The organism is Streptomyces sp. NPDC001594, assembly GCF_042893675.1.
Taxonomy (GTDB): domain Bacteria; phylum Actinomycetota; class Actinomycetes; order Streptomycetales; family Streptomycetaceae; genus Streptomyces.
This window is the reverse complement of record NZ_JBIAVB010000001.1, coordinates 424,614-439,939: the sequence shown is the minus strand read 5'-3', so window position 1 is coordinate 439,939 and position 15,326 is coordinate 424,614. Positions and strand designations below refer to the sequence as shown.

Below are 15,326 nucleotides of genomic sequence, written 5' to 3'. Positions count from 1 at the left end.
GGGGGTCCTCTCCGCCGCCGGCGGCCGACCCGCCGGAACCCTCCGCAGGATGCCACACGGCAACGGCCGCACCGGAAGCGGCGGACGCCGTGTCACCGTCCGCGACGTCCGCGACGGACGGTCCTCAGCCTCGCAGATAGGCGAGGACGGCGAGGACCCGCCGGTTGCCCTCGGCCGAGGCGGCGATGCCGAGCTTGGCGAAGATGCCCGCCGTGTGTTTGGCGACGGCGCTCTCGCTGAAGTGCAGCGCCGCCGCGATGGCGGCGTTGGAGCGGCCCTCCGCCATGAGTTCCAGCACGTCGCGTTCGCGCGTGGTGAGGGCGGAGAGGGTGCCGCGGGCCGTGCCGCGCGCCAGCAGGCGTCCGATCACCTGCGGGTCCAGGACCGTGCCGCCCGCGGCGACCCGCCGTACGGCGTCGATGAACTGGCCGGTGTCGGTGACCCGGTCCTTGAGCAGGTAGCCCACCGCGCCGTCGCCGCCGGAGAGGAGATCGTTGGCATAGAGCTGGTCGACGTACTGCGACAGCACGAGCACCGGCAGGCCGCGGTGGCGGCGGCGGGCTTCGAGGGCGGCCTGGAGGCCCTCGTCGGTGTGGGTCGGCGGCAGGCGGACGTCGACGACGGCGACGTCCGGCCGCTCCTCCAGCAGGGCGCGCAGCAGACCGGGTCCGTTGTCCACGGCGGCGACGACGTCGAAGCCGTGCTCGGTGAGCGTGCGGACCAGGCCGTCCCTCAGCAGGAAGAGGTCTTCGGCAAGGACGACGCGCACGGGATCTCCAGGGTGACATGGGTCGGGCCGCCCCGCGGGCTGTGCAGGGCGAGGGTCCCGTCGAAGGTAGCCAACCGCCCCCGGACGCCCCGCAGCCCGGTCCCCCGGGAGGGGTCCGCGCCCCCGCGGCCGTCGTCGGTGACGGTGACGCGCAGCCGCGGTCCGCCGGCGTCCGCGTCCCCATGCGCGAGCAGGACGTGTACCCCGTCGCGCGCCCGCCCGCCCGCAGCGCGACCACCGCGGCGGCCACCCCCAGGCAGGACAGCCCGAAGCACACCATCGGCCCCGCCGCACCCGACTCCTCGTCCAGGAACAGGAGCAGGCCGAGGTTGACCAGCGTGTGGAAGCCGCCCGCGAGCAGCAGCCGCCGCCACCCACCCGTGCCCTCCAGCGCCACCCCCAGGACCACCGCCATCGCCACGGTGGCCACCAGGAAAGCGGCGGCGTAGGCGGGGGCCCGCCCGAAGACCGGCACGTGCCAGGCCCCCCACAGCACCCCCACCGTCACCGAGGAGGCGACCGTCCCCAGGCGGGTGCGCAGCAGCGGCTGGAGGAAGCACCGCCAGCCCACCTCCTCCCCGCACGCCCCCACCAGCTGGGCCACGGCGACCAGCGCGAAGGGATACCGCAGCGACCCCGGCGGCGTGAAGCGGGCCTCCCCGCCCACCGCGCAGTACCCGAGCACGGTGAGCGCGACGATCAGTCCGGCGGCCCCGAGCAGCCCCGCCCGGCCGAGGAGCCGCGCCCCTGCCCCCGAGCCGGTCCCCGAGCCCCGCAGCAGCTCGCGAGTCCGCCGGGGGCGGCACAGCGCGAGCACGCCCACCGCGATCGCCGGCCCGAACTGGGTCAGCTGCACGACCTCCTCCGGCACCCCGGTCCCCGGCTGCACCGCCCCCAGCACCCCGGCCGTCACGAAGGCCACACCGGCGAACCCCGCCGCCGTACCCCGCACCCCGGCCCGTCCCGTGCCCCCGGCGCCGTCCGCGCCGTCCCCGCCCAAGCGTCCCCTCGGCATGTGCGCCCCTCCCCGTCGTCCATCCATCGAACCGGTACGCCGACCACGATGCCGCCCGCCGCCCGCCGGGCCACTGCACCTGGCAACCCGGCCGGGGTGGACCTGGGTACACCCCGCGGCCGCCCCGCCCCCGGCCGGCGACGGTCCCCCGACGGGGCGGAGGTCGACGCGTTCACCTGACCGCCGGAGCCCGATGCGCCCTGGTCGTACCAGCGCCCGCCGTCGTGGCGGGCCGCCGCGTGGGAGAGGCGGAGCGATGGCGGACGACCGGGAGACGTGGACGACGGCACCGTCCCGCAGCCCGCGACGTTCGACACCGGATCCGGCTCCGACGTGCACCGGAGCTCGCACTGGTCCGTCTACGACGGCCACTTCGCGCACCTCCCGCGGGCGGCGGCGCTGCGCGGGGTGTGCTCGTGCGGATGGGCGGGTCCGGAGTACCCCGTGGACTGGGAGGACGCCGCCGGTGACCAGGCGGATGCGTGCTGCGACGACTGGGACGGCCACACGGCCGCGGTCGAGGCGGCCACGATCCCGCTGCCGGAGACGGTCACCGCCCTGCTGGAGCAGCTGGAGGCGGAGATCGGCAAACTCGGCACGTCCTCGCCCCTCGCCGCGGTCCGGGCGGTCCCGCGCCTGGAGGCCACCGGCCGCCAGGCCGGGTACTGGGCCGCCCGCTCCGCCCAGCACGACGCCACCCCGCAACAGGCCGCGACCGCGCTCGGCCTGACCGAGGACACCGCCCGCCGCGAGCTCGCCCGCCTGGGCCGCTGGAACCGCTACCAGCCGTGACGCCGCCGCGGCCGCGTACACGTCCCGCCCGACACCGCTCCGGTACGGGGCCCCGACCGGACGCCGCTCCGCCGTACGGGGCCACACGGCGGCAGCGCCGAGGAATCCGATGCCGTCCGGGATGGCGACCGCCAGGCCGGGCAGACGAGGGGGGAGCCGGCCCGTCCGAAGCCCGGAGGTGATCAGGGGATGGCCCGCACCGCGCACACGCCGGTCCCGCCACTGCGCCGGACCCGCGGCAGGCCTCCCGTTCCGGCTGCCACCCGCCCGGACCCGCCCGGGGCCCAGGCCCCCGCGCGGCCGCCGGTCACAGGCTTCGCCGTGCGGCTCGGGCGCGGCCGGGGCCGGGCGGCGTTCGCCCGGGGCCTGACCCGGTGCGCCCTCGAAGCCCGCGCCGTCGACTCCGGCACGGTGGAGGACGCCGCCCTGGCGGTCTCCGAGCTGGTCACCAACGTGTTCGACCACACCTTCTGCGAGCCGCTGCTGATGGTCGTCCTCCACAGCGGCCGGGTACGGGTGGAGGTGCGCGACGCGGACCCGCGGCTGCCGGTCTCACGGAGGCCCGCGCCGGGTGCCCCGCACGGCCGCGGCATGGCCCTGGTCGCGGCCGTCTCCCACCGTCACGGCGTGCGGCGGCTGCCCGGCGGCGGCAAGGCCGTCTGGGCGGTCCTGGCCCTGCCGCCGACGCCTCGCCACCCCCGGCCCGGGCGAGCTCGCCGCTGAACCCCAGCACTCCCGCCGACCCACACCCGCCCCGAGTCCGACCTCTCCCTCCCCGTCGGGGACCGGCGTTCCACCGGCCTCACCGAGCACGGCGGCCCGCGCCGCCCCAGGTCCCAGCCTCCTCCTCGCCCCGGCGGCCGGGGCCGGGGGAGAGGGCGCGGCTCGTGACCCGGGCACAGGAAGAGAGGACGGGGAGTCGAGCAGCAGCCGGCCTTGGTCGGTCCAGTACGGACAGCCCCGGCACCTACTGCGGGCTGACACCTCGCCCCGCCCGCCAGAACCCGACGACCCCACCCCTCCGCCCGCCCGCCCCAGGCCCCCGCCACGTTCCGCCCCCGCCGCCGTGTCACCCGACGGCCGGCCCGACGGTCACCGGCACGCCGCGCGCACGCATATGGCCGGCCAGGATCTCCATCTCCACGAGCGTTCCGACGAGCCCGTCCGCGACGAGCACCGCGGCGCGCTTCCGCGTTTCGCCGAGGGAGAGCCCGTCGCCGGCGTCGCGCAGGGCCTTGAGCACGGGGACGAGGCTCGGCGGGTCCGCGGACAGACGCAGCCGGGCGGGCCCGTGTTCCCGCAGCAGCGCCTGCCGGATGTGTTCGGGGGTCACGGGCCCGGTGTCCAGCTCGCACCAGCCGTGAGTACAGCCCTCACACCAGACTTCGGTGCCCCAGCGGAGTCGGCCGCAGTCGAAGAACTGGCCGATGTCGGAGACGGTGGTGCCCCCGCAGACACTGCACCGTCCCGTGACGCGTACGCCTTGAGTGATCACGTGGCTCCTCGCGTCGACCATCGATCTCGGTGGGTCCCATGGACGGCCGCAGTCCGCGTGCATCAGCTGGGGACGTCCGTGGGTTCGGCGGGGACACGGGGATGGGCCGCGAGGCGGCGTGCTTCGGCTGTGACCTCCGCATTGACCTGCTCCACGGTTCTGCCGATGTGTTCGAGGATGGCGTACTCGTCGTCGAGTTCGGCAAGCCGTTTCGTCAGGGGCAGCTCATGTCCGTAGCGCTGATAAATCCGGAAAGTGAGCTCCCAAGGTTTGAGCTCGCCAGCGAGCATGCGCCGTGCGAGTGCTCGCGCGACGGCGTCTTCACCAGCTCCGCCGGCGACTGGAGGGAAGGCGAGGCCGAGTTCGTCAAGTGCCGGGGGCAGCAGGTCATGGACGTCGTAGTGTGCCTCGGCACGCGTGCACGCGGCGAGGATCCGAAGGCCCGGGGTGTCGAGTCCGGCGACGAGCGCATCACAGGCGGAATCGACGACATCGCTCGCACTGCATTCCCCCACACTCCAGAGGACGGCACGGTCCTGTAGGGCAATCGCTGCTGCTTCGGTCGGTGTCACTGGTCCATGATTGCCTCCGGGGCGTGTGCCGGTCGAGCAGGATTCATCGAAGGTGCCGTTCAGCCCTCTTCAAGCCAAGGCCGACGCCTCTGTCGAGAGGGTGTCGATGCTGATGGTGGCCTTGTAGGCCTAGCGGGACAGGGGGCGCTTGCCGTGGCTGGTCTCGCCGCGGGTGCGGGGGCCGAAGACGGCGTCCATAACGACGTAGCCGGAGGCGGCGTCATGGTTGGAGGTCTTGCCTAGGTGGGCACGGGTGGCCCAGCGCGCCCCAGCGGTGCGGTTCGCGGACGCCGCCCCGCAGTAGGTCGAACAGTGCGTGTACCGGGCGCACGCCGAGCCGGGCAGGGGCGTGCCGTAGCGCGCCGAGCCCTCCTGTCAGGTCCGATCAACCTTCCACTCTCGGGCGAGCATCGCGTAGACGTACTCGCTACCCCAGCGCTCGCCGTCGAGATCGTTCTCGACAAGGTACGCCTCCCGGCGCATGCCGAGGCGCTCGCAGACCCGCACCGACCCCGTGTTGAGCACGTCGAGGCGCGCGAAGAGCCGGTGAGCATCCAGCTCGGAAAAGGCCAGCGCGGCGATCGCACGGGCTGCCTCGGTCGCGTAACCCCGGCCGCCGTACTCCGGGTTGAAGACCCAGCCGATCTCTACCTGGCGCGCCCGCGCGCTCGCGAGCTTCAGGACGACCTCGCCGACGACCTTCGCCTCACCGACCGGGCAGACGGCGACCACCAGGTCGTCACCGTCCTTGGCCCACGCCGTGCCGGCCGCACGCCGCGTCAGGCTCTGCACGCACTGTTCACGAGTGAGCGGCGGCCGGTAGAGGTAGCGAGCGACGTCGGGGAGGCCCTGATACGCGTACAGGTCATCGAGGTCGTCCGGCGTGAACAGACGCAACAGGAGCCGTTCCGTACTGAACGGCAGCAAAGGCGTGGTCATCGATCTGGTGTTCCCTCCCCGAGAGCTGCCCGTCAGCCTAACTGAGCCGACCGCGGTGCCCTCAACACGAACAACGTCGTTCCACCGGCCCGCTACCCACGGCGGGAGGGCGGCCCGCGCCCTGATGCGGAGGATCGCCTGCGGGCCGCACTGCAGGTCGCGATCTACACGGCTCGCGCGTGGATGACGCACATCGGCTTCGTTCGCTCGTTGATCGTCTACGATCACCGACTCCTTGGCACAGATCATCTAGACGGAGGCGGTGGCCGGGGCCGGCCATGCCCCGCGGCCCGAGAGATCGAGGACGAGTGCGGCGATGTTCCACGCGTCGTCCTCTCCGCGGTGATGCCGTCCCTCAAGCGGCAGTCCGGCCATCTGCAGCGCGTGCGCCATGCCAGGTTTCCGGCGGAGCCCGTAGGCCGCGGTGAACACGGCCTTGGCGTTCGTGTGGCTGCGCTCCGTCGGATAGCCGAACGGATAGGCCACCCCGTCCGCCTGACTCTGCCGGGCGAACTGCCGGCGGTCGTACTCCCCCCAGCTCGCCCAGGGGCGCTTCCCGGCCTCGTACTCCTCCACGAGGACCCGGCATGCCTCGGCGAAGGTGACGCCCCGTTCCGCCTCGGCCTGTGTCAGACCGGTCAGTTCGGTGCAGAAGTCGCTCACCGTCGACCGGACCGGGCGGACCAGGATGCGATGCCGTGACACACGGCGCCCTGCGGACAGGTCCACGACCGTGAGACCGATCTCGATGATCTCGTTCACGGAGCCGGGCGGCGGCTGGCCATCCCAGCAGGTGGCTTCCACATCGATGACGTTCAGCAGAACGGATTCACGGCGCATGGGGCGAGGGTAGGAACGCCCGCCCGGTGCCGGCACCTCAATTTACTGTCAGACCTCGCTGTTAGGGTCGCCGACATGGCAAACCGTTCATATCTCTACTCCGCCGATTCGATGCCGAACGAGGACGACATCCCCGAGGCGATCCGATGCATATCGGAGCACAACTGGGGTATCCCGCTCGCGCACAAGCTGCTGGTCGGGTACGGGACGACGATCGTTCCGTCCATGATCTGGAGTCCTCGCATCGGCATCGCGGCGGACTACGACAAGGGCGCGGCGCTGCTCGGCGACCTCCTGAAGGCGGTCGGGCAGGGACTCGAGGACGACGACGAGTTCGGCCGGTGCGTGGAGAAGACGACGTCCCACCTGGAAAAGCAGCGGGCGCGATACTTCCTCCTGGAGACCGGGGAGATGATCTCCCTCTCGAGCGAGGACCCGGTGGCGGCGGTTCAGCGGCTGGTCTCCCACGACATCCCCGCCGCCGTCGCCCAGGCCGAGGCGGCGATCGCCGGTGAGAACGACGATTGGCTCGCCTCGGTTCGCGCCGACTGGCAAGACGACCTCGGGTCCTTCTACAGCACCGCGCTCTACTACTCGTTCCCTGGCTAGAGGGTTCTCGGAAGCCGATGGGCCCACGAGTCGGGGAGCCGGGAGCAGATTCCGGAAGGGGCTCTAGGCAGGCGGGCGTGCCGAGATCGAGGTGGGGGTGTCACCGTCGCCGCACCGCGCGTCGGCGGTGCCTCGGCGGCGGGGACCTTGGTCACCTGGGGGACCTCGACTCCGGTCGCCCCGGGGGCCCAGGGGTACCCCGCCCCAGCCGGACCGTGCCCGGGCACGCCCGTCGCGGGCGTGGGGGCATTCGCCGCCCCATCGGGGAGGTGCGTGCCGGGCCATGGCGTGGGCCACACTGCCCGGCACAGGCGTGTCACGGGTGGCCGCCGGCCGAGGCGGCGCTGCTGCCCCGCAGGTCTGCGGGCGGGGCAGGCCGGTGACGGTGGCTCAGACGGAGTCCCACTCGTCGCTGGGCAGCGAATGCCACAGGTCCAGCCAGCCGCGGAGCAGGAAGAGCGGGCGGGTCAGGGTGGTGTCGCCGGCCCGCTGGGACCGGATCGCCAGGCCCAGGTCGGGGTAGACCGGGTCGCCGCCGACGCTGTACCTCAGGCTGCCGGGCCGGGTCGTACGGTGGAAGAGCCAGTTCTCCACACGGGAAAGCGCGCAGCCGGTCAGCGGGGCCGCGTCCAGTCTCACCTGGGGGCCGGTGAGCGCGTCGACGGCGACACACCCCAGGCGGTCGTCGCCGAACAAGGCCCTGATCCCGCTCTCGGTGAAGTCGGCGTAATCGAGCTCCTGGTCTTCGCCGTAACGGGAGTAGGAGCAGACGGCCGGCCGTTCACCCAGGGCTCCGATGATCTCCTCCAGGGTCATCCCGAAGTGCAAGGGCCCGACCCCCACGTACGGCGTGAACGTCCACTCGGCGCGCTCCTCCTCCCGCGCGATCCGCCACGGGCCGCAGTACCCCGCCTCACTCCCCGAGGCGGCAACGGGCGGCTCGGGCGCCGGCCCGGGTGAGGCCGCCGGTACGTCCCCGTGCCACTCCTCCCACCGATGGGCCATCCACTCCGCAGCCGCCGTGTCCTCGGGCTGCTCCTCCAACCAGTGGATCGCCTGCTTCTGGCCCTCCCCGAACGGGTCCTCCGCCACGTCCTGTGCCCGGCTCAGAGCCGCGCGGTGCTCCTTCTCAGCCGCGACGAGACCGGCGACGTCCTCGCCCCAGGCGGCCAGGCGCTCACGGGCGATCCATCGGTAATACGAATCCACGCTCACGGCGAGGACATCGCGCACGGCGGGCGCGTAGGCGGGGACGGACGAAGCGAGGGCGGGGTCGGCCAGGAGCAGTGCCGTGGCCGCGAGCGCGGCCTCGCTCACCCGCAGATCCTCGCTGTCGCAGAACTCCGCGATGCGGGCGAACAGCACCGGCCGCACCGCCCGGGCGGCGGCCAGATCCCGCGCCGCGCCCACGCCGTCCTCGACGCCGTCCAGACGGGCCAGGTCGGCGAACGAAACCAGCCAGTTCAGCAGCTCGGCGCGCAGCGGCCGCCGCCCCGCCCGACGCTCCCACGCGGCCTCGGCAAGGGTGCGCGGATCGTCGAGAAGGGCGGCTAGGACCAGAGCCGCCGGGGCGGTCGCCGGAAACACCCGCTCCTGATTGAGGAGCAGCCGGTACAGATCCCCCACGGCCCGCACGCGAAGCGCCGGGTCGGCGGCGAGCACCGCAGCGAGCACGTCAGGGGTGTCAGGCACACCGTGGCGCCCGGTACAGCTGTGTGGCCGCTCCTCCCAGGCGGTACCGGCGAGTTCTGCCCGCGCGGCGGCCGGCAGTGAACCGGCTGCTGTAGCGTCCGGGCGGTCTGCGGATGTCTCGTCGATCACGGTCGTAGTGTTTCACCTGGACCTTGACGTGCCCTACGGGCTCAACGAGCGGATGGCCTCCAACGCCAAGCCGGAGGTGCGCATTGTCGTACACCTCGCCGACGCGGGGACGGCTACTGCGGGATGCTGCCGTGGTAGCTCTGGCGGCACTCGTTGATCTCGTCCCTGGTGTGGCTGTCCAGGTAGTCCCGGGCCGCCTGCTTCTTCTCCTGGACGGAGACGTTCGGGTCCGAGATCAGGCTGATGAGTGAGGCGCAGTCCCCACTGGGCTGGACCGGGACGGCCTGAGCCGGCGCGGCGGCGGGAAGTACGGCGACAACCGCCGCGGCGAGAGCGGCGAAGGCGAGTCGTCCCTTCATCGGTATGTCCTCTCCGGACGGCGGAGCGCGTCACGGTGCTCGCGCTCCTCGATCGGGCGGATCCCGCGCAGGGGTCACAGCGAACGTACCGCTCGGGAAGCGGATCCGCATGCCGGCCCCGATCCTCCGGCCCCCGTTCCCCCGACCCCCGATCCTCCGGCCCCCGACCAGTGACCGTCCGCCGTGGCGCGCGGCTGCCGTGGCTAGGGGAGGAGGTCGGCGACGAGGGCGGCGAACTCCTCCGGGCCGAGGACGCGGATGCCCAGTTCTTCGGCCTTGGCCCGCTTGGAGCCGGCCTTCTCGCCTGCCACCAGGAGGGTCGTGCGCTTGGACACCGACGACGACGCCTTTCCGCCGGCCCGCTCGATCAGCTCGTTCATCTCGTTGCGGGACAGCTCCGCGAGGGGGCCGGTCATGGAGCCGGTGACGACGACGGCCTGCCCGGCCAGCGGGCCGCCCGCCGTGCTGGCCGCCGGGGACTCGCCGTCGGCCGTCTCGGCGGCGGCGGGCTTGTGCTGCGGCTCGGTGATCTGCGTCCCGACCCCCTGGGCCTGGAGCTTGTCGAGGAGCGGGGCGAGTTCGACGAGTTCGGCCGCGATGACGCGGGCCTTCTCGGCGCCGATGCCGTCGACCCCGGCCAGCGTGTCCGCGTCGGCGGTCCGGATGGCGGCCATCGAGCCGAAGTGCGCGGCGATCCTGCGGGACATCGTGCGCCCGGTGCCGCGCACCCCCAGGGCGCAGAAGACGCGGCTCAGCGCCGCCCCGCGGGCGGTCTCGAGCGCGGCCAGGAGGTTGGTGGCGCTGGTCTCGCCCATCCGTTCCAGACCGAGGAGCTGCTCGCGGGTCAGCGTGAACAGGTCGGCGATGTCCTTGACCAGGCCGGCCTCGACCAGCTGGACGGCCCGCGTGCCACCGAGGCCCTCGATGTCGAGCTGGTCGCGCCCGGCGGCGTAGATCACCGAGGCCACGGCCTGGCAGCTGCGGCCGCGCACGCAGCGCCAGCGCTGCTCGGAGGTGTCGATCGCGTCCCCGCAGCGGGGGCAGGCCTCGGGGAAGGCGATCGGGGTCTCGGCGCCGGTCCGCTGGTCGGCCAGGGGTGCCTCGACCCGGGGGATCACGTCCCCGGCCCGGTACACGAACACCTGGTCGCCGATCATGAGCCCGCGACGGGTGATGTCGGACGGATTGTGCAGCGTGGCGTAGGTGACCGTCACCCCGTCGATCACCACCGGTTCCAGGACCGCGCGCGGGGCGATGATCCCGGTCCGGCCGACGTTCCACTCCACCGCCAGCAGCCGCGTCACCTTGTGCTCGGCCGCCAGCTTCCGGGCCACCGCCCATCTGGGGGCGCGCGAGCCGTTGCCCGCCGCCCGCTGGTCCTCGGCCGTGTCGGCCTTGACGACGACACCGTCGATCCCGAACGGCAGGTCCGCGCGCAGTCCGGCGATCACGTCGATCCGTTCCCGCACCTGCTCCAGGGTCTCGCACCGCATCGGGGCGGCGGCCGTGCTCGCGGCCGTGTTCGCGCCGAGTTCGGCCAGCTTCCCCAGCAGGGCGAGGTGGCCGAGGCCCTCGTCCAGACCGATCGCGCTGTAGGCGAAGAAGGTCAGCTCGACCCGGTAGGGGCGGTCCTTGGCCCGCAGGGTGCCGGCCGCTCCGCTGCGCGGGTGCGCGAAGGGCGTGGCCTCGTGGGCGAGGCGGATCCGGTTGGCCTCCTCGAACTGCGCGGTGGTCAGCAGCACCTCGCCGCGCAGTTCGACGTCGGCCGGCTCGGTGAGGACCGGCGGCAGGCCGAGGACGGCGTCGGCGGCGTGGGTGATGTCCTCGCCGGCCAGCCCGTCGCCGCGGGTGAGGAGCTGCACGAGCCGGCCGGCCCGGTAGCGGGCGGCCACGGCGAGCCCGTCGAGCTTGGGCTCCACGCACCAGCCGGCCACCGGGTGCCCGAGGCGCCGTTCCAGCCCGGCGGCCCACTCGGCGAGCTCGTCGGCGTCGAAGACGTTGTCGAGGGAGAGCATCGGCACCGAGTGCGGCACGTCGCCCTGAACGGCCCCGCCCGCCACCTTCCCCGTCGGCGACTCGGCGAGCACCTCGTCCGGGTGGGCCTCCTCGTAGGCGGCGATGGCGCGCAGCAGCCCGTCGTACTCGTCGTCCCCGAGCGGGGTGGTCCCGTCGCCGTAGTACGCGGCCGACGCCGCGAGGGCGGTGGTGACGGCCTCGGTGTAGGCGGCGGGGGAGAGCAGGAGGGCACTGTTTTCGGTCATGAAGGTCATCATGCTGCCCGGCACTGACAATGCCCCGGTGGTGACGCCACCCCGCTCGGCCGACCCGGAACGATCTCTCGGCGGATCGCACCATCTCACATCGTGACCTGCGGAGATGCCGCACATCACCGGTCGGCCGCGAGGGCGGTACTGTCGTCCGGTCGCGGACGGCAACCGGTCGTCCGTCCAACCCCGAGGGAACCGACATGACTGATGATCTGAACTCGCTGCGGGCGAGCCTCGCGTCGGGCGAGCACGAGTTCGCCGACACCCTGGCCTTCATCGCGGCGCACTACGACTATCAGCCGCAGGCGTTCCGCAACGGGGAGGCGGAGAACGCCGCGGGCGAGAACGAGGGCTCCTGCAAGACGCTGGGACTGGCCCTCCTGGAGGGGCTGAGCGACCAGGAGGCGCTGCTGGCCTTCGGCGAGCACTACCGCAGCGTGCTGGCGACGCCGGAGGGCTCCGACCACGGCAACATCCGCAACCTGATGGCCCACGGCCTGGCCGGGGTGAGCTTCGCGGAGCAGCCGCTGACCCGCAAGGGCTGAACGGCGACATCCGCCGCGCGGGTTCGACTCGGCCGGACGCATCAGCGGCAGCCCGTGCCGTCCGGCGATGGCGGGCTCGGCGTGGGCCGTGCTTCCGGTGGTGCAGGGCCCGGCCGTCGTCGACCGGCCCGTCTGCGGCCGCGACGCCATCCGGACCGGATCCACGGCATACGCGCGCGGTTCGGCCCGAACCCAAGCGGAGCGAGGAGTCGGCTGAGAGCCCGGGGTGCGGCGTCTCGGGGTGCTGACGGGGCAGCCCCGGTCTTCCGAGGCAGCCGGGGCATCGGTATCGCCCCTGGCATCCCGGCGCGGGTCGCGGACCGCGGGCGTGCGCGGGCCGGTACGGGATGCCGCTGCTGCGCCCTCGGGGAAGGAGGGTTTCGCGGTAACCCGTTGGCGCGGGGTGCTCCCGGCCGCATACCTTCCGCGCATGACCAGGACAACGCGGCCAGGCCGGTCGACGTGGAGGCCGAATTCCCGGAGCTGGCCGCGTACCGAGGGCGGACCACCCGTCTGCACCCGCGGCCCGGGCGGCCGGGGCGGCACGACAGCCACGTCGGCGGGCCGTTGCTGTGGCCGGGCGATGAGCCGTGGCCGGTCTGCCATGAGCCCCACCAGCCCGAGACCGAAGGGTACGCACCGGACGAGATCCGCGCCGCCCGGGCCGTGGGCGCATGGCCGCGGAGCCGGCCGTGGCCACGCGCCGACAGCCCGGCGACGGGCGGACCGGTGCCCTTCGTGGCGCTCGCACAGTTCTTCGGCCGGGACGTCCCCAACCTGGCCGCCGGCCCCGGCGGCGCCGACCTGGTGCAGCTCCTCCGCTGCCCGCTCACCCACGGCCCGTACCTGGAGCGCCGGTACCTCCTGCGGTGGCGACGGGCCTCGCAGACCGAGAGCGCGGACCACTTCCTCCCCGCCGCGCCCGAAATGCCGTTGCTCCCGTGGGAGCACGAACTCCCCGAGCCCTGTGTCCTGCACCCCGAGGAGGTCGATACCTATCCGTGGGCGGAGGACGACGCGCTGCCCGCCGCTCTGATCGCCCGCATCGACGCCTGGGAAGATGCCCGGACGGCGGTAGGCGGCCGTGACGTGCCCAGCTACCAGGGTGCCCTCTCGATCCCGCCCGGCTGGCGCGTCGGAGGCTTTCCCAGCTGGGCGTCGACGGGGCCGATGGACATCACGTGCGCGGCGTGTGCGGCCCCGATGCGGCTCCTGCTGACTGCCGAGGGCCATGAGATGGACTCCGACTCGCACAGCTGGATGCCGCTCGAAGACCGCGATCCGGCGCTGCGGGGGATGGCCTCGATCCGGGGCGGCCAGTCCGTCACCCAACCGACCCGGCTCCGCTTCGGCCGTGACCGGGACCTCCACGTCTTCACCTGCCCGACCGACCCGGGACACCCGCCCCGCTGGGTCCTTTCCTGACGCAGGAGACGTGGGCGGCCGACCTGGTCTCTGGTCTCTGGTCTCCGGGGAATAACTGCTGGCTGCGGTCCCCGGTGATCTGCTCTCCTTCTGTCAATGCCGTTCACGAAGCAGGTGACCATGCACGCAGATCAGGTGAACGTGACGACCGAGACGGTCGCCGCCTTGATTCAGGATCAGTTCCCCCAGTGGACCGGCCAGAAGATCCGGTTCCTGCAGTCGACGGGCACGGACAACGCCATCTTCCGCATCGGCAACGACCTCGCCGCCCGTTTCCCCCTGCGCCTGGCCGACGCCGCCGAGGCGCTCGCGGCCCTGCGGCGGGAAGCCCGGGCGAGTGCCGAACTGGCGCGGGTGTCCCCGTTCCCCGTTCCGGAACCCGTTGCGCTGGGAGAACCCGGAGCCGGCTATCCCATGCCCTGGTCGGTCCAGACGTGGCTGACGGGAACGGTCGCCTCGGACGCCGACCCCGGCGGCTCGGACGCCTTCGCCGAGGACCTCGCGGCCTTCATCGCCGCCCTCCGGCGGGCCGACACCCGGGGGCGGCAGTTCAGCGGTACGGGCCGGGGCGGGGTCCTGACCCACCACGACGACTGGATGGCGAAGTGCTTCGAGGAGAGCGGGGAACTGCTCGACGTGCCCCGGCTCCGCCGAGCGTGGAGCCGTCTGCGGGAGTTGCCGCGCGCGGGCGCCGACGTGATGAACCACGGTGACTTGATCCCCGGCAACATCCTGGTCACGGGCGACCGCCTCGGCGGAGTTCTCGACACCGGCGGGTTCGCCCCGGCCGACCCCGCACTGGATCTGGTCAGTGCCTGGCATCTGCTGCAGCCGGGGCCGAGGAAGGTGCTCCGGGAGGCGCTGGGCTGCGACGACCTCGAATGGGAGCGCGGCAAGGCATGGGCGTTCCAACAGGCCATGGGCCTCGTCTGGTACTACGTCGAAACCAATCCGACCATGAGCAGGATGGGACGCCGGACGCTGGACCGCCTCCTGGAGTCGATGGAGTGAGGCCGACACACATCCGGGGGAGTGGTGGGTGGCGGCCGGCCGAACCGAGGTGCGTCAGGCGGTGAGCCGGTTCCGCACGCCCGGCGTGGGGCCGGGGGTGAGCCGGGTGAAGTGCTCGGTCCGGATGATCCGGTTGCGGTCGGCTTCGGGCAGGCGGGCGAGGACGGCGGGCAGGGGCCGTACGCGTGCCACCTCGCCACGGTGCGCCAGGATCGCGGCCCATTTCAGCTCGGCCCAGGGTGTGACATCGACGCTCGTGGTCACGTACGCGTCCGGCACCGTGAGGACGGTTTTGCCGACGCCCCCCAGCAGCGGGCCGAGCAGGCCCACACCGGACTCGGGGTGTGTGGCGGCATACAGGGCGGACGGCTGCCAGGGTGGGCCCGCGTCGGGATGGAGGTTCGCGAGCCCCGCCGCTTCGACGGCGAGCAGGGTGATCTGGTGCGTCCGTACGTGGTCCGGGTGGCCCGTCAGCTGCCCGAGCGCGTCATGGCCGACGACCACGTCGGGCCTGAAGCCGCGGATATGGGCGACCAGCCGCCCGACGGCCTCGTCGAGAGGCGCGTCGAGGAGCCGGGGCCGCGAGGGAGCCGCCTCCGGGTTGCGGGCGTCGCCGTAGCCCAGCAGACGGGGGGCGCCCGCGCCGAGAACGGAGAGCGCGTCGGCGAGCTCGGGCACCCGGCGGCTGTCAGGTGCCCAGGTGGCGGTGACGACGGCGGTGCGGGCACCGGCGGCGTGGTGCTGCGCCAGGACACCGCCGGCGAGCAGCGACTCGTCGTCCGGGTGCGCGAAGACTCCGAGCAGGCTGGGTAAGGGCATGGGTGCCGTTCCTTCCTGTGGTGACCGTTCTTCGGGATTCGTGCCTAC

16 protein-coding genes and 2 pseudogenes are annotated in these 15,326 nt (G+C 73.1%); 7 read left to right on the top strand and 11 right to left on the bottom strand.

Going from position 1 to position 15,326, the window contains the following annotated elements; genetic code table 11:
• Positions 1-124: 124 nt before the first annotated feature.
• Together ACFY0O_RS02260 and ACFY0O_RS02255 are read right to left on the bottom strand one after the other, a co-directional pair.
• Positions 125-769 (bottom strand): response regulator, encoded by a 645-nt coding sequence (locus tag ACFY0O_RS02260; RefSeq protein ID WP_388941669.1) that lies wholly within the window; start codon positions 767-769, stop codon positions 125-127.
• Positions 733-927, bottom strand: a pseudogene (locus ACFY0O_RS02255) (sensor histidine kinase); the annotation flags it as partial. The pseudogene ACFY0O_RS02255 and the gene ACFY0O_RS02260, both read right to left, overlap by 37 nt.
• Before the next feature lie 24 nt (positions 928-951).
• On the opposite strand from ACFY0O_RS02255, the gene ACFY0O_RS02250 reads away from it, so the two are divergent.
• The gene (locus ACFY0O_RS02250; protein ID WP_388942281.1) at positions 952-1,218 is read left to right on the top strand and encodes a hypothetical protein; all 267 of its coding nucleotides are present in this window, start codon (positions 952-954) and stop codon (positions 1,216-1,218) included.
• Here the strand turns inward: ACFY0O_RS02250 and ACFY0O_RS02245 are convergent.
• Positions 1,155-1,784 (bottom strand): annotated as a pseudogene (locus ACFY0O_RS02245) (CPBP family intramembrane glutamic endopeptidase); the annotation flags it as partial. The gene ACFY0O_RS02250 and the pseudogene ACFY0O_RS02245 overlap by 64 nt on opposite strands.
• A gap of 276 nt (positions 1,785-2,060) precedes the next feature.
• On the opposite strand from ACFY0O_RS02245, the gene ACFY0O_RS02240 reads away from it, so the two are divergent.
• Together ACFY0O_RS02240 and ACFY0O_RS02235 are read left to right on the top strand one after the other, a co-directional pair.
• The gene (locus ACFY0O_RS02240; RefSeq protein ID WP_388941666.1) at positions 2,061-2,576 is read left to right on the top strand and encodes a hypothetical protein; all 516 of its coding nucleotides are present in this window, start codon (positions 2,061-2,063) and stop codon (positions 2,574-2,576) included.
• Positions 2,577-2,765: 189 nt separating this feature from the next.
• Positions 2,766-3,299: an ATP-binding protein gene (locus ACFY0O_RS02235; protein WP_388941664.1), complete on the top strand. Its 534-nt coding sequence runs from the start codon at positions 2,766-2,768 to the stop codon at positions 3,297-3,299.
• A gap of 346 nt (positions 3,300-3,645) precedes the next feature.
• Here ACFY0O_RS02235 and ACFY0O_RS02230 read toward each other — a convergent pair whose 3' ends face one another.
• From ACFY0O_RS02230 to ACFY0O_RS02215, 4 genes are all read right to left on the bottom strand, one after another.
• Positions 3,646-4,071, bottom strand: a complete 426-nt coding sequence (locus ACFY0O_RS02230) for a hypothetical protein (protein WP_388941661.1) — start codon at positions 4,069-4,071, stop codon at positions 3,646-3,648.
• Positions 4,072-4,133: 62 nt separating this feature from the next.
• The gene (locus ACFY0O_RS02225) at positions 4,134-4,643 is read right to left on the bottom strand and encodes a hypothetical protein (protein WP_388941658.1); all 510 of its coding nucleotides are present in this window, start codon (positions 4,641-4,643) and stop codon (positions 4,134-4,136) included.
• 375 nt (positions 4,644-5,018) lie between these two features.
• Entirely contained in the window at positions 5,019-5,582 is a 564-nt protein-coding gene (locus ACFY0O_RS02220) for a GNAT family N-acetyltransferase (RefSeq protein ID WP_388941655.1), read from the bottom strand.
• Between the two features lie 249 nt (positions 5,583-5,831).
• Positions 5,832-6,422, bottom strand: a complete 591-nt coding sequence (locus ACFY0O_RS02215; protein ID WP_388941652.1) for an exonuclease domain-containing protein — start codon at positions 6,420-6,422, stop codon at positions 5,832-5,834.
• Between the two features lie 75 nt (positions 6,423-6,497).
• Here ACFY0O_RS02215 and ACFY0O_RS02210 point away from each other — a divergent pair, with 75 nt between their 5' ends.
• Positions 6,498-7,031 carry a hypothetical protein gene (locus ACFY0O_RS02210; protein ID WP_388941649.1) on the top strand — a complete coding sequence of 178 codons (534 nt, stop codon included), beginning with the start codon at positions 6,498-6,500 and terminating at the stop codon, positions 7,029-7,031.
• Between the two features lie 390 nt (positions 7,032-7,421).
• Here ACFY0O_RS02210 and ACFY0O_RS02205 read toward each other — a convergent pair whose 3' ends face one another.
• The 3 genes from ACFY0O_RS02205 to ligA form a co-directional block, all read right to left on the bottom strand.
• Positions 7,422-8,723: a hypothetical protein gene (locus ACFY0O_RS02205; protein ID WP_388941647.1), complete on the bottom strand. Its 1,302-nt coding sequence runs from the start codon at positions 8,721-8,723 to the stop codon at positions 7,422-7,424.
• Positions 8,724-8,965: 242 nt separating this feature from the next.
• A complete protein-coding gene (locus ACFY0O_RS02200) occupies positions 8,966-9,211 on the bottom strand; it encodes a hypothetical protein (protein WP_388941644.1) in 246 nt (81 codons plus the stop codon).
• A 203-nt stretch (positions 9,212-9,414) separates the two neighbouring features.
• Positions 9,415-11,481, bottom strand: a complete 2,067-nt coding sequence (gene ligA / locus ACFY0O_RS02195) for an NAD-dependent DNA ligase LigA (RefSeq protein WP_388942241.1) — start codon at positions 11,479-11,481, stop codon at positions 9,415-9,417.
• 197 nt (positions 11,482-11,678) lie between these two features.
• Between ligA and ACFY0O_RS02190 the strand changes: the two genes are divergently transcribed.
• The 3 genes from ACFY0O_RS02190 to ACFY0O_RS02180 all read left to right on the top strand — a co-directional run bounded on the left by ACFY0O_RS02190 (position 11,679) and on the right by ACFY0O_RS02180 (position 14,459).
• Complete coding sequence (locus tag ACFY0O_RS02190; protein ID WP_388941641.1) at positions 11,679-12,023, top strand: HopJ type III effector protein; 345 nt, start codon at positions 11,679-11,681, stop codon at positions 12,021-12,023.
• Between the two features lie 738 nt (positions 12,024-12,761).
• Complete coding sequence (locus ACFY0O_RS02185; RefSeq protein WP_388941638.1) at positions 12,762-13,448, top strand: hypothetical protein; 687 nt, start codon at positions 12,762-12,764, stop codon at positions 13,446-13,448.
• Between the two features lie 120 nt (positions 13,449-13,568).
• Entirely contained in the window at positions 13,569-14,459 is an 891-nt protein-coding gene (locus ACFY0O_RS02180) for an aminoglycoside phosphotransferase family protein (RefSeq protein WP_388941635.1), read from the top strand.
• Between the two features lie 54 nt (positions 14,460-14,513).
• Here the strand turns inward: ACFY0O_RS02180 and ACFY0O_RS02175 are convergent, their stop codons facing one another.
• Complete coding sequence (locus ACFY0O_RS02175; RefSeq protein WP_388941632.1) at positions 14,514-15,278, bottom strand: PIG-L deacetylase family protein; 765 nt, start codon at positions 15,276-15,278, stop codon at positions 14,514-14,516.
• Positions 15,279-15,326: the final 48 nt, after the last annotated feature.